Source organism: Rhodococcus sp. 852002-51564_SCH6189132-a (assembly GCF_001665495.1).
Classification (GTDB): domain Bacteria; phylum Actinomycetota; class Actinomycetes; order Mycobacteriales; family Mycobacteriaceae; genus Rhodococcus; species Rhodococcus pyridinivorans.
Map to the genome: position 1 here is coordinate 13,995 of NZ_LZMJ01000026.1, position 22,133 is coordinate 36,127.

Consider the following 22,133-nt stretch of genomic DNA (forward strand, 5'->3'; position numbering starts at 1 on the left):
CCAGGCGCTACGCGAACCTCGTTGTTTTTTGCGCCATTACTGCCGGGACCCCCTGCACCGCGACTCGTCCCCACCGGCGCAGCGCCGCGTCGCTCTCGGTCAGCCGGGCCGAGAGCACCGCGACGATCGTCTCCACCGCCCGGGCACTCACCATCTCGTGGTGATCGCAGTCGAGCCGGTACTGGTGGATCTCGCCGGCGATCACGTTGTGCCAGGCCGCCACCGCCGGGACCGGGGTCTCCGAGCGGGCCGCGGTGAAGAACAACGCGTCCCCGTCGAAGGTGTCCGGTTCGTGCCGCCGCGCGGCGCGGGCGGTGTCGGTCGACCCGGCGTGCAGCCGTTCGAGGTGGGCGGCGGTCAGGCCGGTGCCGCCCCCGAACGCCTCGTCGAGCACCGCGGCGGCGTGTTCGAAGCTCGGCTCACCGTCGTCGACGGGAAGCCCGAGATCGCGCAGCATGTCGCGGGTGCCGACGGCCGGGGACGCCCCGACCATCAGGTGGCTGTCGAGCAGGGCGAGGGTGTCGACGATCTCCCCGTCGCGGCGCAGTTCGACGGCGACGGCGTGCGCGACCACCCCGCCGAGCGACCAGCCCAGCAGGTGATATGGGCCGTGCGGCTGCACCCGGCGGATCTCCCGCACGTAGTGGCGGGCCAGCGCGGTGATGGTGTCGTGCCGCGGACCACCGGACAGGGCCGGCAACTGCAGACCGTAGACCGGCCGGTCGTCGTCGAGGCGGTGCGCGAGGGCGCTGTACGGCCAGGCCAGCCCCGCGGCGGGATGGATGCAGAACAGCGCGGTGCCGGTGCCGGGGCGCAGCGGCACGAGCACCCGGAACGCCTCGTCGATGCCGTTGCTCTCCTCGGACTCGCCGCTGCTCAGGTGTGCGGCGAGTTCTGCCGGGGTCGGATGGGTGAAGATCGACGCGATCGGCACCCGCCGCCCGAGTCGTTCCCCGAGCGCCGGTAGCAACCGGGTCGCCAGCAGCGAGGTGCCGCCGAGGTCGAAGAAGTCGTCGTCGACACCGACCCGGTCGAGGCCGAGATGCTCGGCGAACAGGTCGGTGACGAGCTTTTCGAGGTCGGTGCGCGGCGCCCGGTAGTCCCCGACCGGGGCGGTGAAATCCGGGGCGGGCAGCGCGGCGCGGTCGAGTTTGCCGGCCGGGGTGAGCGGGATGTCGTCGAGCACGGTGATCACCGCCGGCAGCATGTGCGGCGGAAGATGCTGCGCGACGAACGTTTTCACCTCGGCGGCGGTGATGTCGGTATCAGGGGCGAGGCGGAGGTAGGAAACCGGCACGGCCTGCCCGGACGGGGCGGTGTGGCCGAGGGTGTGGGCGAAGACCACCTGCGGGTGCGCGGTCAGCGTGGCGTCGATCTCGCCGAGTTCGACGCGGAAGCCGCGGATCTTGACCTGGAAGTCGGTGCGGCCGACGTAGTCGAGGCGATGATCGGTGGTCCACCGCACCAGATCCCCCGTGCGGTACATCCGCTCCCCCGAGCCGGTGGGATCGGGCACGAACCGGGCGGCGGTCAGCGCGGGCCGGTCGTGGTAGCCGCGGGCCAGACCCGGCCCGGCGACATATAGTTCCCCGGCCACCCCGGCCGGGACGGGTTGCAGCCGCCCGTCGAGGACCAGGGCGTGGAAACCGCGGCTGGGGGTGCCGATGGTGACGGGTTCGCCGACGGTGAGCGGCTCGCCGAGGGAGGTCATGATCGTCGCCTCGGTGGGACCGTAGGCGTCGATCACCCGCCGCGACGGCGCCCAGCGTGCCACCAGCTCCGGTGGGAGTGCTTCGCCGGCGACGAGCAGGGTGTGCAGTTCGGGGACGGTGTGCGGGTCGAGCGAGGCCAGCGCGGTGGGGGTGATGAAGGCGTGGCTGACCCGCTGTGCGCGCAGCACAGCGGCGAGCTCGTCGCCGCCGTAGACGTGCGGCGGCACGATCACCAGCGTCGCCGCGGCGCACAGCGCCATCATCTGCTCGAAGATCGACGCGTCGAAGCTCGGCGACGCCAGATGCGACACCCGGGCCGCGGCGGTGACCTGCAGACGGTCGCGTTCCTCCCGGGCGAGGGAGGCCAGGCCGCGGTGGGTGACCACCACGCCCTTGGGGCGGCCGGTGGAGCCGGAGGTGTAGATCAGGTAGGCCGGATGATCCGGGCGCAGCACCGTCGGCCGGTCCGCGTCGTCGATCGGTGCGAGCGGCCCGGCGGTGAGGTCGAGGTCGTCGAGGACGAGCCAGTCCACCTCGTCGGGCAGCGCGTCGCGGTGCGCGGCGACGGTGATGCCGATGCGCGCGGCACTGTCGTCGAGCATGAAGGCGATGCGGTCGGCCGGATAGGTGGGGTCGACCGGCACGAATGCCGCGCCGCTGCGCACCGTCGCCCACACCGCGGTGACCGATTCGAGCGAGCGCGGGATCGCCAGGGCGATCACCTGTTCGGGTCCGGCGCCGCGGTCGAGCAGGCGCCGCGCGAGCCGGTGCGCGCGGGCGTCGAGTTCGCGGTAGGTGACCTGCCGGTCGTCGTCGACGACCGCGACCGCGTCCGGGGCGGTGGCAACGGCGGTGTCGAGCAGGTGCGGCCACAGCACCGCCGGTTCGGCCTGCGGTCCGATGGCGGGCACCAGCGCGGTGTGTTCTGCGGCGGTGAGCAGGTCGAGATCGCCGACGGGACGGTGCGGGTCGGCGGCGATCGCGTGCAGCAGCCGGGTGAACCGGTCGGCGAAGCCACGCACCGTCTCGGCGTCGAACAGGTCGGTGGCGTAGACGAAGGCGGCGTCGAGGCCACCTTCGGCGTTCTCCCCGATGAGCAGTTCGAGGTCGAAGTTGCACACCGTCGGGTCGAGGGCGACGCCCTGCACGCTCAGGTGCGGCAGTTCCACCGCGGGCAGTTCGGCGGTGTGGAATTCGATGGAGACCTGGAACAGCGGTGAGTGTGCGGTCGAGCGGGTCGGGGCGAGCGCGTCGACGACCCGGTCGAAGGGCAGGTCGGCGTGCGCGAAGGCATCGAGGTCGCTGTCGGTGACGGCGGTGAGCAGCTCGGTGAACGACGCTTGCGCGGGCACCGCGGTGCGCAGCACGACGGTGTTGACGAACATGCCCACCAGATCGTCGAGGGCGCGGTGTCCGCGACCGGCGACCGGCGAGCCGACGGCGATGTCGTCGCTGCCCGACAGGCGGGCGAGCAGCACCGCGAACGCCGCGTGCACGGTCATGAACACGGTGCTGTGCCGGACGGCGGCGAGCTGCTGCAGCCGGGCGAGCAGATCGGCGTCGACGGTGAAGCGGGTGATGTCGCCGCGGAAGGACTGCTGCGGCGGCCGGGGTCGGTCGGTGGGCAGCGGCAGCACCTCCGGCAGCCCCGCGAGGCGCTGCTGCCAGTAGGTGGTCTGGTCGGCGGCGAGGGTGCCGGGGTCGTCCGGGTCGCCGAGCCGGTCGAGTTGCCACAGGGTGTAGTCGGCGTACTGCACCGGCAGCGGCCCGAACGCCGGGGTCTCGCCGCGGCTGCGGGCGGCGTAGGCGATCATCAGGTCGCGGGCGAGCGGGCCGGTGGAGCCGCCGTCGGCGGCGATGTGGTGTACGACCAGCACGGCGAGATGGTCGTCGCGGCCGAAGGAGAACACCCGCGCCCGCACCGGGATGTCGACGGTGACGTCGAATCCGGCGCCGAGGAAGTCGGCGATGGCGGTGTGCACGGTGTCCTCTCCGGCGGGCACCACGTCCAGCGGCAGCGGGGCGTCGGCGGCGGCGAGGATCCGCTGGTGCGGTCCGGCCGCCGACGCCGGGTAGATGGTGCGCAGGCTCTCGTGCCGGGCCAGCACGTCGTGCAGGGCGGCGCCGAGCGCGGCCGGGGACAGATGCCCGGACAACCGGATCGCCAGGGGGATGTTGTAGGCGGCGGAGGTCGGATCGAACTGGTTGATGAACCACAGTCGTTGCTGCGCCGGGGAGAGCGGGATGTGCTCGGGGCGCGGTCCGGCGATCGGGCCGGAGGTGGTGTCGGCGGTGGGTTCCTCGACCTCGGTGGTGGGCCGGTCGTCGAGGTGTGCGGCGAGCGCGGCGACGGTGGGGGCTTCGAACAGGGCGCGCACCGGCACGGGTCGGCCGAGCCGGTCGCCGAGGCGGGCGACGGCGCGGGTGGCGAGCAGTGAGTTACCGCCGAGGTCGAAGAAGTTGTCGTCGACGCCGAGTCGGTCGAGGCCGAGCACGTCGGCGAGTTCGTCGGCGACGAGCGACTCGAGCGGGTCGGTGGGTGCCGGACGGTCGCCGGTGCCGGCGGTCAGGTTCGGTGCGGGCAGGGCGGCGCGGTCGAGTTTACCGACGGGGGTCAGCGGGATCTCGTCGAGCACGCTGATGACGGTGGGCACCATGTGCGCCGGGAGATGCTCGGAGACATGGTATTTCACAGCGGCGTGGTCGATGTCGGCGCCGGGTGCGGGGTGCAGGTGGGCGACGAGGACCGTCTCTCCGCTCGGGGCGCGGTGCGCGACGGTGGCGGCGAATCCGACGGCCGGGTGGGCGGCGAGCACGGCGTCGATCTCGCCGAGTTCGACGCGGAAACCGCGGATCTTGATCTGGAAGTCGCTGCGGCCGACGTATTCGATGCGCAGATCCCGCCGGTCGAGGTCACCGACCCAGCGCACCAGGTCCCCGGTGCGGTACATGCGTTCGCCGGGGGCGCCGTAGGGGTCGGCGACGAACCGGGCGGCGGTCAGCGCGGGCCGGGCGTGATAGCCGCGGGCCAGGCCCCAGCCGGCCAGGTACAGCTCACCGACGGCACCGAACGGCACGGGTCGCAGCGCGGTGTCGAGGACGACGGCGTGCACCCCGCGCAGCGGACCGCCGAGGGTCAGTGGGTCGTCGACGCCCAGGGGGTCGCTGATCGCGGCCATGATGGTGGTCTCGGTGGGCCCGTAGGCGTCGACGAGACGCCGCCCGGGCGCCCAGGTGGCCTGCAGGTCCGCCGGCCACGCCTCCCCACCGACCGCGAGATCGGTGAGGTCGGTCGGATCCGCCGGGTCGAGGGAGGCGAGCGCGGCGGGGGTGATGAACCCGTGGGTGACCCGCTGCTCGCGCAGCAGCGCGCCGAGTTCGGCGCCGCCGACGATGTGCGGGGGCACGATCACCAGTTCGGCGCCGGACCCGAACGCCAGGAGGTATTCGAAGATCGACGCGTCGAAGCTCGGCGACGAGACGTGCATGACCCGCGCGCCGGGTCCGGCACCGAAGCGGCTGCGCTGGTCGCGGGCGAAGTTGTCCAGGCTGCGGTGGGTGGTGATCACACCCTTGGGGCGGCCGGTCGAGCCGGAGGTGTAGATCAGGTAGGCGGGATGATCGAGCCGCAGCGCAGCGGGGCGGTCGGTGTCGTCGATCGTGGTGGTGTCCTCGCCCGCGGCGTCGCGGTCGAGGTCGTCGAGCAGCAGCCACGGCACCGTGTCCGGGAGCCGGTCGCGGTGTGCGGTGGTGGTCACACCGACGGTGGCGCCGCAGTCGTCGAGCATGAATGCGACGCGTTCGGCCGGATAGCGCGGGTCGACGGGCACGAACGCCGCCCCGGTCTTGGTGATCGCCCACATCGCGGTCACCGACTCGACGGAGCGGGCGATGCCGAGGGCGACGAAGGTCTCCGGTCCGGCGCCGCGGCGCAGCAGCACCCGCGCCAGCCGGGTGGAGCGTTCGTCGAGTTCGCGGTAGGTGAGCACCCGCTCCCCCTCGCGCAGGGCCGGCCGGTCCGGGTGTGCGGCGGCGGTCGCGGCGAGCAGTTGCGGCAGGGCGACGTCGCTGCCCCCGGCCGGGCCGTGCACCGGCAGCAGCGCGTCCTGCTCGGTGGCGGTGAGTGCCGGCAGCGCGGTGATCGGGGCGGCCGGGTCGCCGGTGAGTGCGTCGAGCACAGCGGTGATGCGCGCGGCGATCGCGGCGACGGCGTCGCGGTCGAAGACCTCCGGCAGGTATTTCATGCGCAGGTGCACCGCGGTGTCGGTGTGCACGACCACCGACAGCGGGTAGTGCGCGGCGTCGCGGCCGGTGATGTCGGCGACCCGCATGCCGCCGAGGTCGGTGTCGCGGTCGAGACCGGCGCGTTCGACCGGGTACGACTCGAAGACGGTGAGGGTGTCGAATCGCACGGCGGCCCCGAGGTGCCGGTCGAGGGTGCCCAGGTCGAGATGGTGGTGATCGAGCAGGGCGACCTGTTCGGCCTGCACCCGGTCGACGAGCGCACCGACGGTGTCGTCGGGCCGCACGGTGATGCGCACCGGGACGGTGTTGATGAACAACCCGACCATCGCCTCGATGCCGGGGATCTGCGGTGGCCGCCCGGAGACGGTCGCCCCGAACACCACGTCGGTGCGGCCGGTGAGGGCGCCGAGCACCACACCCCAGGCGGTCTGCACGAGGGTGTTGACGGTGACGCCGCGGGCGGTGGCGGTGTCGTGCAACCGCACCGACAGAGCGGTGTCCAGGTCGAGGTCGAGGTCCTCGGAGATCCCGACGGTGGTGCCGGGGCGGTGCTGCGGGGCGAGCAGGGTCGGTTCGTCCACCCCCGCGAGGGCGCGGCGGTAGGCGTCGAGGGAGGCTTCCGGGTCGCGGTCGGCGAGCCAGGTGAGGTAGCTGCCGTAGTGCGGCGCCGGGGGCAGTGCCCGCTGGTCCGCGTCGGTGGCGTAGAGCATCAGCAGTTCCCGGATCAGCACCGGGGTGGACCAGCCGTCGAGCAGCAGGTGATGGTTCGTCAACGCCAGCAGGTGCCGGCCCGGGCCGGTGTGCACGACGGTCGCGCGCAGCAGCGGCGTGGTCTCGGTGTCGAAGCGGGTGCGTCGATCGAGGGCGAGCAGTTGCGCGGCGGCGTCGTCCGGGTCGGGGTCGTCGCTGGTGTCGGCGACGGTGAACGGCACTTCCACGTGGGTGGGGATGACCTGGACGTGTCCGTCGCCGGCGGCGGGGAACGCCGCGCGCAGCGCCGGATGCCGGTCGAGCAGCAGTTGCAGGGAGCGGCGCATCCGGCTCGCGTCGACCTCGCCGCGCAGGTCGAGGACGAGCTGCACGATGTAGGCGTCGGGGCGGTCCCCGGCGAGCAGGGCGTGGAAGAGCAGCCCGGTCTGCAGCGGCGCGGTCGGCCACACCGTGTCCAGGGGCCCGTAGCGTTGCTCGAGACGTTCGATGACGTCCTGGTGCAGTCGCACCAGCGGCAGATCCGAGGGGGTCAGGCCACCGGCGTGCGGGCTGCGGGTGTGCCGGGTCAGTGCGGTGGCGGCGGTGGCGAAGTGGTGCGCGAGGGCGGTGACGTCGGTGTCGTCGAGCAGCCCGGCCGGGTACGACCAGTGCACCTCGAGTACCGGCCCGGTGGGGGTGTCGGTGGTGACGGCGTTGATGTCGAGCACCGCGGCGGCGGGCATGTTCGGGCTCTGTGCCCCGCCGTGGGGGAAGCCGTCGATGGGCAGCCAGGGGGTGTCGGTGTCGGTGACCCCGGCGGTGGGGCGGCCGAGATAGTTGAAGCTGACCTGCGGCGTCGGTGCGTTCGCGAGTTCGGTGGCGGTGTCGGGGTCGAGATAGCGCAGCAGCCCGAAGCCGGTGCCGTGGTCGGGGACGGCTGCGAGGTGTTCCTTGACGGTCTTGACGGCGCGACCGGCGGCCGGGCCGGCGGCGAGCGCGTCGTCGAGGTCGATGCCGGTCAGGTCCAGGCGCAGCGGGTGGATGGTGGTGAACCAGCCGACGGTGCCGGACAGGTCGGCGCCGGCGGCGGCATTGCTGTCGCGGCCGTGCCCTTCGAGGTTGAGCAGCAGCTGGGCCGGGTGGTGGCCGCGGTCGCGGCGCCACGCCGCCACCGCGAGGGCGAGTGCGGTGAGCAGGCCGTGGTCGACGGCGCCGTGGAAGGCGTTGGGCACGGCGGTGAGCAGCGCCTCGGTGACGGAGGTGGGCAGTTCGGTGGCGACGGTGATGACGGTGGCGTTGGTGTCGCGGACCGGATCGAAGGGGCGGTGCCCGAGCGGCGGGTTCGGTCCGTCGAGCATGGCGCGCCAGAAGTCGAGTTCGGTGCGGCGGGTGGGGGCGGCGTCGCGCAGGGCGTGGGCCCAGCGGCGCACGCTGGTGCCGGTGTGGGGGGGCAGCAGCGCACCACTCGTGGCGCCGTCGGCCGCGGCGGCCGCCCACGCGGCGGCCAGGTCGGGGACGAGGATGCGCCAGGACACCCCGTCGACGGCGAGATGGTGGATGACGATGAGCAGTCGGCCGGCGCCGCTGGTGGCGTCGAACCACACCAGCTGCACCACCCGCCCGCTGTGCGGGTCGAGGCGGTCGGCGGCGGCGTCGAGTTCGGCGGCGGCCAGGGCGAAGAAGTCGTCGCTGTCCGCGGCGCTGGTCACCGGCACCCGGTGGATGACGGTGTCGACGTCGACGCTGCCCGGGGCGGGCACGTGCAGGACGTGCCCGCCGGGGACGTCCGGCACCGCGTGCAGGTGCACGCGCAGCATGTCGTGCCGGTCGAGGACCGCGGTGACGATCGCCCGCAGCGTCGCCGCGTCCAGGCCGGTGGGCAGGCGCAGCAGCAGCGCCTGCGAGTAGCGGCCGATGCTGCCGCCGCGGTCGAGCATCCAGTGCGCGATCGGCGGTAGCGGCATGTCCCCGACCCCACCGCCGGGCAGCTCCGCGAGCGTTTCGGTGGGGGTGGCGGTGCCGACGACGGCGGCGAGCGCGGCGGGGGTCTTGTGTTCGAACACCTCGCGCGGAGTCAGGTCCAGGCCGGCGGCCTTCGCGCGGGAGACCAGCTGGATGGACATGATCGAATCGCCGCCCAGGGCGAAGAACGAATCGTCCACCCCCACCGTCGGCAGACCGAGGACCTGCGCGAACAGTTCCACCAGCACCGTTTCGTGGCCGCGCGCGGGGGCGCGGGAGACGGTGGTGCGGGCGGCGAAGTCGGGGGCGGGCAGCGCGCGCCGGTCGAGTTTGCCGGTTGCGGTGACCGGCAGCGTGTCGAGCACCATCAGGGTGGACGGCAGCATGTACGCGGCGAGTTCCCCGGCGGCATGCTCGAGCACCACGTCGACGTCGAGGTCGTGGCCGGGTTCGGGTACCGCGTAGCCGACGAGCCGGTCGGTACCGGAGGCCGGGTCGGTGTGGACGACGACCACGGCGCGGCCGACACCGGGGGCGCGCAGCAGCGCCGCTTCGATCTCGCCGAGCTCGATGCGGAAACCGCGCAGCTGCACCTGGAAGTCGGCGCGGCCGAGATATTCGATCTCGCCGTCGCGGGTGCGGCGCGCCAGGTCCCCGGTGCGGTAGATCCGGTCGCCGGGGGCGCCGTGCGGGTCGGCGACGAACCGGGTGGCGGTCGGATCGGGGCGGTGCAGGTAGCCGCGGGAGAGCTGGGCGCCGGAGACGTACAGTTCGCCGATCACCCCGGTGGGCACCGGATGCAGCCGGTTGTCGAGGATGTGCAGGCGCAGCGACGGCAACGGTGGGCCGATCAGGCTTGCCGCGGCGGTGGCGGCGAGTTCGCGGGTGATGGTGCGGGCGGTGACGTGCACGGTGGTCTCGGTGATGCCGTACATGTTCACCAGCGTCGGGGCGGTGTCGTCGTGGCGCCGGTACCAGCGGTCGAGCTGCCCGAAGTCGAGGGCTTCCCCACCGAAGATCACCCGGCGCAGCGCCGGCAGGTCGGTGCCGGCGGCGCGGTCGGCGTCGATGAGCTGGTAGAAGGCCGTCGGGGTCTGGTTGAGCACGGTGACCCGTTCGCGGCGCAGCAGTGCCAGGAATTCCTGCGGGTTGCGGGCGGTGTGGTAGTCGACGACGACGAGCCGGCCACCGTGGGCGAGGGCGCCCCACAGTTCCCACACCGAGAAGTCGAAGGCGTAGGAGTGGAACAGTGTCCACACATCGGAGGCGTCGAAACCGAACATCTCGGTGGTGTCGGTGAGCAGGGTGACGACGGTGCGGTGCGGGACCATCACGCCCTTGGGGCGGCCGGTGGAGCCGGAGGTGTAGATGACGTACGCCGCCGCCTCCGGGTGCACGCGTGGCAATCCGTCACCGCCGCTGGGCATCTCGTCGAGGCGGGTGCGCACGGCCGGGTCGTGCAGGTCCACGATCGGCGGGGTGTGCGGGGGCAGAGCGGTGGCGTGGTCGGCGGTGGTGAGCAGGCACACCGGGGCCGCGTCGTCGAACATGTACGCGAGCCGGTCCGGGGGGAACGCCACGTCGATGGGCAGATAGGCGGCGCCGCTGTGCAATACGGCGAGCAGCGCGACGATCAGGTCGGTGCCGCGCGGCAGGGCGACGGCGACGAGCCGGTCGGGTCCGGCGCCGTGCTCGACGAGCAGCCGCGCCAGGCGCTGCACCCGGTCGGTGAGCTCGTCGTAGAGCAGCGTCCCGTCGGGGGCGGTGACCGCGATCGCCGCCGGGTCGAGTCCGGCGCCGCGGGCGTACAGATCGAGCAGCGACGCCGAGGCGGAGCCGAGCACGCTCGCCGTGGCCGGGCGCAGCGGCGCCGGGGCGGTGGGACGTTCGTCGTCGGTGAGCAGGTCGACGTCGCCGATGGGGCGGTGCGGGTCGGCGGTGACCGCGTCGAGCAGCCGCACCAGCCGCTGCGCGAAGGAGGCGACGGTGTCGGGATCGAACAGGTCGGTGGCGTAGGTGAACGCCGCGGGCATTCCGTCGCTCTCCCCTGTTCCGGTCGGGTCTGGATCCTGCAGGGTCAGTTGCAGGTCGAACTTGGCGACGGGCAGCTCCGGGTCGAGGGCGTCGACCTCGAGTTCGGGCAGCACCAGGTGGGCCCGTTCGGTGTTGCCGTATTCGAGCACCACCTGGAACAGCGGGGACCGGTCGGTCTCGCGGGCCGGGGCGAGCACGTCGACGAGGGTCTCGAAGGGCAGCTCGGTGTGCCCGAAGGCCGCGAGGTCGATCTCGCGGGTGCGGTGCAGGTGGTCGGTGAACGACAGCGCCCCGTCGACGGGGGTGCGCAACACCACGGTGTTGACGAACATGCCGACCAGGTCGTCGAGGGCGCGGTGGCCGCGACCGGCGACCGGGGAGCCGATGACGATGTCGGATGTGCCGGTCAGGCGGGCCAGCAGCGCCGCGAACGCTGCGTGCACGGCCATGAACACGGTGGTGTCGTGCTCGGCGGCCAGCGCCTCGAGGCGCCGCTGCACGTCGGCGGGCACGGTGAAGCGGTGCAGGGCACCGTGGAAGCTGCGCTGGGTGGGGCGCGGCCGGTCGGTGGGCAGCGGCAGCAGTTCGGGGGCGTCGGCGAGGGTGTCGCGCCAGAACCGCAGCTGCGCGGCGGCGAGGGAGGTCGGGTCGTCCGGGTCGCCGAGCAGCCGGCGCTGCCACAGGGCGTAGTCGGCGTACTGCACCGGCAGCGGCGACCGATCCGGGTCCGTCCCGCCGGTGCGGGCGGTGTAGGCGAGCATCAGGTCGCGGGCCAGCGGCGCCATCGACGAGCCGTCCGCGGCGATGTGGTGCACCACCACCGCCAGGACATGAGCGTGCTCGTCCAGGCGCCACAGCCGTAGCCGCACCGGCACCGCCGCGGCCACGTCGAAACCGGCACCGACGAAGTCGGCGAGGTCGGTGGGCAGGTCGTCGCCGGTGACCGGCCGCGCCGTGAGCGCCGGCAGCACCCGGTCGGTGTCGACGACGACCTGGCGCGGGCCCTGTTCGTCGCCGGGATACCAGGTGCGCAGGCTCTCGTGCCGGTCGAGCACGTCGCGCACCGCTCCGGTCAGTGCCGCGACGTCGAGGCGGCCGGACAGGCGGATGGCGAGCGGAATGTTGTAGGCGGCGGAGGTGGTGTCGAACTGGTTGACGAACCACATGCGTTGCTGGGCCGGGGACAGCGGCAACCGTTCGGGCCGGTCGGCGGCGACCAGCGGCACCCGTCCGTGCCCACCGTGATCGTCGAGGATCCGCGCGGCCAGCGCCCGCACTGTGGGCGCCTCGAACAGGGCACGGACCCCGGCGTCGGTGCCGAGCGCGGCGTTGAGGCGGGCGACGACGCGGGTGGCGATCAGCGAGTTGCCGCCGAGATCGAAGAAGTTGTCGTCGACGGAGACCTGCGGGTGCCCGAGGACCTCGGCGACGATCTCGGCGACGGTTGCCTCGAGGTCGGTGCTCGGGGGACGGTAGTCGCCGCCGAGCCGTGTCAGGTCCGGCACCGGCAGGGCGCGGCGGTCGAGTTTGCCGACCGGGGTCAGCGGCAGCTCATCGAGCACCACCACCGCGGCGGGCACCATGTGACCGGGCAGCCGCGCCGCGGCCCAGGCGCGCAGTGCCCGCGGATCGATCTGCGTGGCGGTGGTGTCGGTGGTGTCGGGCAGTATGTAGGACACGAGCACAGTGTCGCCGCTGGGTGCGGGGTGCCCGATGGTATGGGCGAAGACGATCGCGTCGTGGGCGGTGAGCGCGGCGTCGATCTCGCCGAGTTCGATGCGGAAGCCGCGCACCTTGACCTGGAAGTCGGAGCGGCCCAGATATTCGACGGTGCCGTCGTGCCGCCAGCGCACCACATCCCCGGTGCGGTACATGCGTTCGCCGGGGATGCCGTAGGGGTCGGCGACGAACCGGGCGGCCGTGAGGTCGGGGCGGCGATGGTAGCCGCGGGCCACGCCCGGCCCGGCGATGTACAGCTCGCCGGCCACCCCGACGGGGACGGGCCGCAGTCGGTCGTCGAGGACGGTCTGGTGGAAGCCGACGGCGGGGCCGCCGATGGTGACGGTGTGCCCGGGCCGCAGTTGCGGGCTGACGCTGGTCTCGATGGTGGCCTCGGACGGGCCGTAGCCGTTGAACATGCGCCGTCCCGGCGCCCAGCGCGCCACCAGTTCCGGTGGGCAGGCCTCGCCGGCGACGACGAGGACCTCGAGGTCGTCGAGTCCGGTGGGGTCGAGGGAGGCGAGCGCCGTGGGGGTGATGAAGGCGTGGGTGACCTTCTCCTCGCGCAGCAGCCGGGCGAGTTCGTCGCCGCCGTAGACGTCCGGCGGCACGATCACCAGGGTGGCGCCGGCGCAGAACGCCTTGGTGAACTCGAAGATCGACGCGTCGAAGCTCGGCGACGCCAGGTGCGAGACGCGAGCCTGGTGGGTGATGGTGAAGTGGCTGCGCACCTCGGCGTTGAGGTTGGTCATGCCGCGGTGGGTGACCACCACGCCCTTGGGGCGGCCGGTGGAGCCGGAGGTGTAGATCAGGTAGGCCGGGTGGTCGAAGTGCAGCGCGGCGGTGCGGTCGGCGTCGGTGATGGGTGCGTCGCTCGTCGCGGCGATCCGGGCGGCGACGGCAGGATCGTCGAGCACCAGCCACGGCACCTCGGCGGGCAGCGCGTCGCGGTGCGCGGCGGTGGTGATGCCCAGGGCGGCAGCGCTGTCGGTGAGCATGTAGCTCACCCGCTCCGGTGGGTAGGCGGGGTCGACGGGCACGAACGCCGCACCGGTCTTGGTGACCGCCCACACCACCGCGACCGATTCGAGCGAGCGGGTCAGCGCGAGCGCGACGACGGTTTCCGGGCCGATCCGGTGCTCGTCGACGAGCAGCCGCGCCACGCGGGTGGACCAGGCGTCGAGTTCGGCGTAGGTGATCTGCCGGTCGGCGAAGCGCAGGGCGACCGCGTCGGGCAGGATCGCGGCGATCGAGGTGAGCAGTTCCGGCCACAGTTGCGGTGAGACCGGTGGCAGGCCCCGCGCCGGGGCCAGGTCGGCCAGTTCCCGGTCGGTGACGATGTCGATGTTGCCGACCGCGATGTCGGGGGTGTCGGTGATCGCCTCGACGATGCGCACGAACCGGTCGGCGAACGAGGCGACGGTGGCGGCGTCGAACAGGTCGGTGGCGTAGGTGAACGACGCGCGGATGCCGGCGGGGCCGTCGGCGTCGGTGGTCTCGGCGATGGACAGCTGCAGGTCGAACAGCGCCAGCATCGGGTCGAGGTCGATCACCCGCACCGACAGGTCGGGCAGTTCGATCTCGGGGCGTTCGGTGTCCTGGAATTCGAGCAGCACCTGGAACAGCGGGGTGTAGGCGGTCGAGCGGGGCGGGTCGAGGACCTCGACGAGCCGCTCGAAGGGCACCTCGGTGTGCCCGAAGGCGGTCAGGTCGCCGGTGCGGATGCGGTCGAGCAGCGCGGTGAACGGCTCGTCGTCGTCGACGCGGGCGCGCAGCACCACGGTGTTGACGAACATGCCGACCAGGTCGTCGAGGGCCCGGTGGCCGCGCCCGGCGACGGGGGTGCCGACGACGATGTCGTCGCTGCCGGACAGGCGGGCGAGCAGCACCGTCAGTGCGGCGTGCACCAGCATGAACACCGACGCGTCGTGGGCGCGGGCGATGTCGAGCAGCCGGCGGTGCGCGGCCGCGTCGAGGGTGAACGGGATGCGGGCGCCGCGCCGCGACGGCTGCACCGGGCGCGGCCGATCCAAGGGCAGTTCGAGCAGTTCCGGGGCGCCGGTGAGGGTTGCGCGCCAGAACCGGAGCTGTTCGGCGGCCAGGGAATCGGGGTCGGTGTCGTCGCCGAGCACCCGGTGCTGCCAGAGGGTGTAGTCGACGTACTGCACCGGCAGCGGGGTCCACGGCGGGGTCTGCCCGGCGTGGCGGGCGCTGTAGGCGGCGATGACGTCGCGGGCCAGCGGCCCCATGGAGAAACCGTCGGCGGCGATGTGGTGGGCGACGAGCACGAGCACGTGCTCGTCCTCGGCCAGGGCGAGCACCCGGATGCGGGTGGGGATCTCGGTGGCCACATCGAATCCGGCCGCGAGGATCGGGGTGAGCTCGCTGTCGAGGGCGGTGCCGTCGTCGACGGTGAGCATCACCAGATCGGGGACGGCGGCGCCGGTGGGCACCACGACCTGCACGGGCCCGTCGTCGGTGAGCGGATAGCGGGTGCGCAGCGATTCGTGCCGGGCGACGACGTCGCCGATGGCGTGCTGCAGCGCCGCCTGATCGAGCCTGCCGCTCAGGCGCAGCGCGACGGCGATGTTGTAGGCCGGGGAGGTGGTGTCGAACTGGTTGATGAACCACATCCGCTGCTGCGCCGGGGACAGCGGGACCGGGTCGGGGCGCGGCCCGGCCACCGGGGCGCCGCGCCCGGCGCCGGTGCGGTCGGGCTGGTCGAGATGCGCGGCGAGATCGGCGACGACCGGATGGTCGAAGATCTCCCGGATGCCGAGCTCACCGCCGGTGTCCGCGGCGAGCCGGGCGGCGGCGCGCATCGCGAGCAGGGAGGTGCCGCCGAGGTCGAGGAAGTGGTCGTCGGCGCCGACCCGGTCGACGCCGAGCAGGTCGGCGAAGACGGTGGCGACGAGCTGTGCGGTGGGGGTGCGCGGCGCCCGGTAGCCACCGGCGGCGGTCGGTGCCGGCGGAGCGGGCAGCGCGTTGCGGTCGAGTTTGCCGTTGGCGCCGACCGGCAGCGCGTCGAGGACGACGAGGGCGGCGGGCACCATGTAATCCGGCAGGTGCGCGGCGAGATCGGCGGTGACCGCGGCGGTGTCGATGCTGCGGCCCGGGGTGGGCACGAGATAGCCGGTGAGCCGGTCGTCGGCGCCGTGGTGGACGAGCACCACCGCCTGCCCGATCTCCTCGCGGGCGCGCAACACCTGCTCGATCTCCCCGAGCTCGATGCGCAGACCGCGGACCTTGACCTGGAAGTCGGTGCGCCCCAAGTACATCAGGGCACCGTCGGCGCGGCGGGTGGCCAGATCCCCGGTGCGGTACATCCGCTCCCCCGGCGCCCCGAACGGGTCGGCGACGAACCGGTCGGCGCTCAGGCCCGGGCGGTCGAGATAGCCGCGGGCGAGCTGGATCCCGGCCAGATACAACTCGCCGGCGGCGCCGGCGGGCACCGGATGCAGCCGCGCGTCGAGCACGTAGGTGCGGGTGTTCCACACCGGGCGCCCGATCGGCACCGACCCGGCATCGGTGTCGGTGGTGGTCCAGGCGGTGACGTCCACCGCGGCCTCGGTGGGCCCGTACAGATTGTGCAGGGCGGTGTGCGGCAGCGCCTCGCGTAGCGCGGCGGCGGTCTCGGCGGGCAGCGCCTCCCCCGACGCGAACACGTGCCGCAGCGCGAGCGGCTCCCGGCCGCGGCCGTGCAGGGCGTCGACGAACACCGCGAGCATCGACGGCACGAAATGCGCCACGGTGACCCGCTCCTCGGCGAACAGCCGCAGCAGGTAACCGGGATCGCGGTGCCCGCCGGGGGCGGCGACGGCCAGCCGCGCCCCGACCTGCAGCGGCCAGAAGAACTCCCACACCGACACGTCGAAGGTGGCGGGGGTCTTCTGCACCACCGTGTCGTCGGCGGTCAGCGGATAGGTGTGCTGCATCCAGCGCAACCGGTTGACGATCGCGGCGTGCGGCACCGCCACCCCCTTGGGGCGGCCGGTGGAGCCGGAGGTGAAGATCACGTAGGCGAGATGCGCGCCGGTCGGCTCCGGTCGATCCGCCGAGGTGAGGGCCGCCGGGGATTCGTCGGCGAGGTCGAGGCGGTCGATGCGCAGCACCTCGGCGCCGGTGTCGGGCAGGGCGTCGGCGACATCGCTGGTGGTGAGCACCGCGCGCGGGGCGGCGGTGTCGAGGACGTAGCGCAGCCGCTCGGCGGGATGCTCCGGATCCAGCGGCAGGTAGGCGGCACCGCTCTTGACGATCGCGTACATGCCGACGAGCAGATCCAGCGACCGCGGCGCGGCGAGGGCGATCACCCGGTCCGGTCCGGCGCCGGCGCGCAGCAACCGCCGCGCGAGCCGGTTGGTGACCGCGTCGAATTCGGCGTAGCCGAGGGTGTGGCCGTCGACGGTGACGGCCGGGGCGTGCGGGGTCGCGGCGACCTGCGCGGCGAACAGTTCCCCGAGGGTGGTGGCGGGTCCGGTGTCGGCGGTGGTTGCGTTCCACGTGTCGAGAACGGTGCGGCGTTCGTCGGCGGTGAGCAGCTCCACGTCGCCGACCGGCACCGCCGGATCCGCGGTGACCGTCTCGAGCAGCCCCACGAGGCGCTGCCCGATCGCGGCGGCGGTGGCGGGATCGAACAGGTCGGTGGCGTAGGACAGCGCGCCGCGCAGTGCGTGGGTGCGGCCGTCGCCGTCGGCGACCGCGCCGAGCTGCAGATGCAGGTCGAATTTGGTGGTGTGCGTGTCGATTTCGGCGATGTCGACGTCCAGGCCGGGCAGGGTCAGGTGCGCGCCGGTGGTGTCGGAGAAGGCGAGCATCACCTGGAACAGCGGCGAGTAGGCCGCCGAGCGGGCGGGCACCACGGCGTCGACGAGCCGGTCGAACGGCAGGTCGGTGTGCGCGAAGGCCGCCAGGTCGGTGTCGCGCACCGCGGCGAGGACGTCTGCGAAGGACAGGTCGGCGGGTACGGCGGTGCGCAGCGCGACGGTGTTGACGAACATGCCGACCAGGTCGTCGAGGTGGCGGTGGCTGCGCCCGGCGACGGGGGTGCCGACGACGATGTCGTCGCCGCCGGACAGGCGGGCCAGCAGCACCGCCAGGGCGGCGTGCACGACCATGAACTCGGTGGCGGTGTGGGCGTGGGCGAGCTGCCGGATCCGCCCGTACAGCTCCGGGGCGATCTCGACGTCGACGCTCGCGCCGCGGAAGGACTGCTGCGGTGGGCGCGGCCGGTCGGTGGGCAGCGCCAGCAGGTCGGGGGCGCCGGTGAGGATCTCGCGCCAGTACTCGAGTTGCCGGGCGGCGCGGGAGGTCGGGTCGTCGACGTCGCCGAGCAGATCCGCGAACCACAGGGTGTAGTCGGCGTACTGCAGCGGCAGCGGCGCCCAGTCCGGGGCGGTGCCCGCGGCGCGGGCGGCGTAGGCGGTGACCAGATCCCGGGACAGCGGCGCCAGCGACGCGCCGTCGGCGGCGATGTGGTGCACCACCACGGCGAGCACGTGCTCGTCGCCGGCGACGCGGAACAGCCGCATCCGCAGCGGCGGGTCGACGGTGACGTCGAAACCGGCCGCGACCACCGCCGCGACGTCCGCGTCGAGATCGTCCGTGACCGTGGGGGTCAGATCCAGGGCGAGCGCGTCGACGGGCAGCACCTGCTGGATCGGCCCGGCCGGGGTGGCCGGGTAGACGGTGCGCAGCGCCTCGTGCCGGTCGAGCACATCGCGGGTCGCCGCGACCAGCGCCGCGTGGTCGAGGGCGCCGCGCAGCCGCAGCGCGATCGGGATGTTGTAGGCGGCCGAGGACGGGTCGAGCTGGTCGACGAACCACAGGCGTTGCTGGGCGGCGGAGACCGGGATGCGGTCCGGGCGCGGCAGCACCGGCGCCGGGGCGGGCCGGTCGACGTCGTCACCGGCGGGCAGGTTCGCCGCCAGCGCCCGCACGGTGGGGGCCTCGAACAGCGACCGCACCCCCAGATCGGTGCCGAAGGCGTCGTTGATGCGGGAGATCACCCGGGTGGCGACCAGCGAGTTGCCGCCGAGCTCGAAGAAGCTGTCGTCGGCACCGACCTCGGCGACGCCGAGCTGGTCGGCGAAGATCGCGGCCAACGCGGTCTCGGTGGGCGACATCGCCGCCGCCCCACCGGCGCCGCCGAAGACCGGCTCGGGCAGTGCCGTGCGGTCGAGTTTGCCGACGGCGGTCAGCGGGATCTCGTCGAGAACCATGATCGCGGCGGGCACCATGTGGGCGGGCAACCGCGCCGCGAGCGCCGCGGACAGCTGCTCCGGGTCGAGGGTGCAGCCGGCATCGGGCAGCACATAGGACACGAGCATCTGTTCCCCGGAGGGCGCGGCGCGGCCCAGGGTGACGGCGAAGGCGACGTCGGGGCGGTCGCTGAGGGCGGCGTCGATCTCGCCGAGTTCGATGCGGAACCCGCGGATCTTGACCTGGAAGTCGGAGCGGCCGAGATATTCGACGGTCACCGAGCGGGCGGGACGGTGCGGGTCGCGGATGCGCCAGCGGGTGACGTCACCGGTGCGGTACATGCGCGAGCCGGGAGGGCCGAAGGGGTCGGCGACGAAACGGGTGGCGGTCAGGCCCGGCCGGTCGTGATAGCCGCGGGTGACGCCCGGCCCGGCGATGTACAGCTCCCCGGCGATCCCGACCGGCACCGGGTGCAACCGGCCGTCGAGGATCAGCTCGTCGATACCGCACACCGGGTGGCCGATGGTGACGGTCTCCCCCGGCACCAGCATGTCGGTGATATTGCAGACGATGGTGGTCTCGGTGGGCCCGTACGCGTTGTACATCCGGCGGCCGGGTGCCCAGCGCGCCACCAGTTCCGGTGGGCACGCCTCGCCCGCGACGGTGACCGCCTCGCATTCGACGCCGGTCGGGTCCACCGACGCCAGCGCGGCCGGGGTGGAGAACAGGTGGGTGACCTGTTCGCGGCGCAGCAGCGCCGCCAGTTCGTCGCCGCCGTAGATGTGGGCGGGCACCACCACGAGGGTCGCGCCGATGGCGAAGGCGGTCATGTACTCGAAGATCGACGCGTCGAAGCTCGGCGAGGAGAAGTGCGAGACCCGGGCCGCCGGGGGTGGGGCCAGGCGGGTGTGCAGGGTCGCCGACAGGTTCGCCAGGCCGCGGTGCGGCACCACCACACCCTTGGGGCGGCCGGTGGAGCCGGAGGTGTAGATCAGGTAGGCGGGATGGTCGAACAGCAGGGTGGCCGGCCGGTCGTCGTCGGTGATCGGCTCATCGCTCGCCTGCGCGATCCGCGCGTCGAGATCCGGATCGAGGACGAGCCAGGGCACCGTGTCGGGCAGCTCGGCGCGGTGCGCGGCGGTGGTCAGGCCCAGGATCGCCCCGGAGTCGGTGAGCATGTATTCGATGCGTTCGGCCGGATATTTCGGGTCGACGGGCACGAAGGCGGCCCCGGACTTGGCGATCGCCCAGATCACCGCCACCGATTCGAGGGAGCGGGCGATGCCGACCGCGACGAACGTCTCCGGTCCGGCGCCGGCGTCGATGAGGACGCGGGCGAGCCGGTTGGACCAGGCGTCGAGTTCGCCGTAGGTCATACGCCGGTCCTCGCACACCACCGCCTCGGTGTCCGGCACCACCGCGGCGACCGCGCACAGGATCTCCGGCAGGGTCTGCGCGGAGCGGGCCGGGTCGCCGTGCGCCGGGACCAGACCGGCGACCTCGTCGCTGCCGACGAACGGCAGATCCCCGATGGGCAGGTGCGGGTCGGTGAGCACCGCGGTCAGGGCGCGGCCGAGTCGCCGGCCGGTGGTGGTGGCGGTGTGCGCGTCCACCCGGTCGGGCCGGTAGCCGGTGCGGACCTGCAGGGCGGTGCCGGTGGTGTCGATCGTCACGCGCAGCACCGCGTCCGCGGGGGCGGAGGTCGGGTCGTCGAGGGTGAGCACCACCGGGCAGGCGGGGGCGAGGCCGGCGAGCACGGCCGGGTCGACCTCGGCGTGGGCGGCGAGATCGGCGCCGAGGGTGCGCACGCGCCGCACCAGCTCGGCGAAGGGCTCGGCCGGGTCCACCTCGACGCGCAGCGGCAGCACCCGCCCGTCGCGGGCCACGCCGACGAGGACGTCGTCGTGACCGGTGAGCCGGGCGATGAGCGCCGCCGTGGCGGCGTGCAGCACGGCGGCGACGGTGGTGTCCGGGGCGTCGCCCTCGGTGGTGGCGAAACGCGCGGCGAGCGCCGCGGCCGTGACCGCCAGGCGGTCCTCGACGTCGGCGGGGGTGTCGTCGGCGGGGGCGGTGACGGGGCGGGGCAGTTCGAGGCGTTCGGCGGCGTCGGCGAGCTGCTGCCGCCAGAAACCGGCGTCGGCGGCGGCGCGGCGGCGCTGCTCGCCCAGGGTCACGCTGGCCGGATGGATCACGGCGACCGCGCGGTCGGGGGCGCTGCGCAGGAAATCGTCGAGCAGTTCGACGAACCGGTCGTGGTGGGCACGGAGTTCGTCCTCGTCGTAGCGGTGCGGGTTGCCGCGGAAGTCGAGGAAGGTCCGGGCCGGGTCGCCGCTCTGATAGATGTTGACCAGCAGGTCCTCGACGGGACCGGAGGTCATGATGTGGAACTCGCCGCGGATGTCGCCGAGCACGATCTCCTGCCGGAACAGCATGACGTTGACCATCGGCCCGGCATAGCGGTACGGGTCGCCGGCGGCGCCGGTCTCGCGGCGGATGTCCTCGAGGCTGAATCGCTGGTGGCGCAGCGCCCCGGTGAGTTCGAGCTGCACCCGCCGCACCAGGTCGGTGCGGGTGTCGTCCGGTTCGAGAAAGATGTGCAGCGGCGCGGTGTTGACGAGCATGCCGCCGGAGCGGCGGGCCATGGCGGTGGTGCGGGCGAAGACCGGCAGGTTGATCATCACGTCGTCGCGGCCGGTCATCCGCGCCAGATAGCACGCGAACGCCGCGATGACCGCCGCCGTCGACGACAGTCCCGGTTCGTCGTCGACCGCGGTCAGCGCGTCGACGAGGTCGTCGGGGAGGGTGTGGCTCGACAGCAGCGACACCGCCGCGGTGGGGGCGTCGCGTTGCGCCAGAGTCGAGCCGTCCTCGAGTCCGGCGACCCGCTCGATCCAGTAGTCGCGGTCGGTGCGGTAGCGCTCGGAGTTGCGGTACTCGCGGTCCCAGTCGTACAGGGCGCGCAGGTCGGCGGCTTTCGACGGTTCCGGCTCGCGGCCGTCGATCTCCGCGGTGTAGAGGGCGGCGATGCGGTTGACCATGGTCATCGCCGCGAATCCGTCGAGGGCGACGTGGTGGATGCGGGCGTACCAGAGGAACCGGTCGTCGGCGACCTGCAGGATCGTCATGTTCACCAGCAGGTCGTTCGCCAGGTCCACCGGGGTGGCGTAGTCGGCGGTCATCCACTCGTGCGCCGCGGCCATCGGGTCGGGTTCGCCGCGGAAGTCGAGCAGCGGGATCTCGTTGCGGTCCTCGACGGTGGGGTCGACGTACTGGACGGGTTCACCGTCGACGTCGACGACCCGCAGATAGGCGGACTGGAACTCGGCGCCGGCGCGATATCCGCAGCGTCGCAGCAGATCCAGATCCGGGGCGCCGCGCAGATCCACATACTGCGCGATGCACACGGGTACCTCGGGCGCGAGCTGCTGCGCGAACCAGATGGCCCGTTGCGCAGACGACAGCGGGAAAGCGCCGGCCGGTATCTGCGGACGACGGTGTCGCAGCGACATATCCCCTCCGAAAGCGATGTTGTTGGCCGTGATCGGCGTGTGTCCCCCGACATCGCGTGCAGGA

General features: G+C 73.1%; 1 protein-coding gene. It reads right to left on the reverse strand.

The window, feature by feature from the left end; all coding sequences use genetic code 11:
• Nucleotides 1–7: 7 nt before the first annotated feature.
• Nucleotides 8–22,069, reverse strand: coding sequence for a non-ribosomal peptide synthase/polyketide synthase (locus tag A5767_RS05270; protein WP_064851846.1), 22,062 nt, complete (start codon nucleotides 22,067–22,069; stop codon nucleotides 8–10).
• Nucleotides 22,070–22,133: the final 64 nt, after the last annotated feature.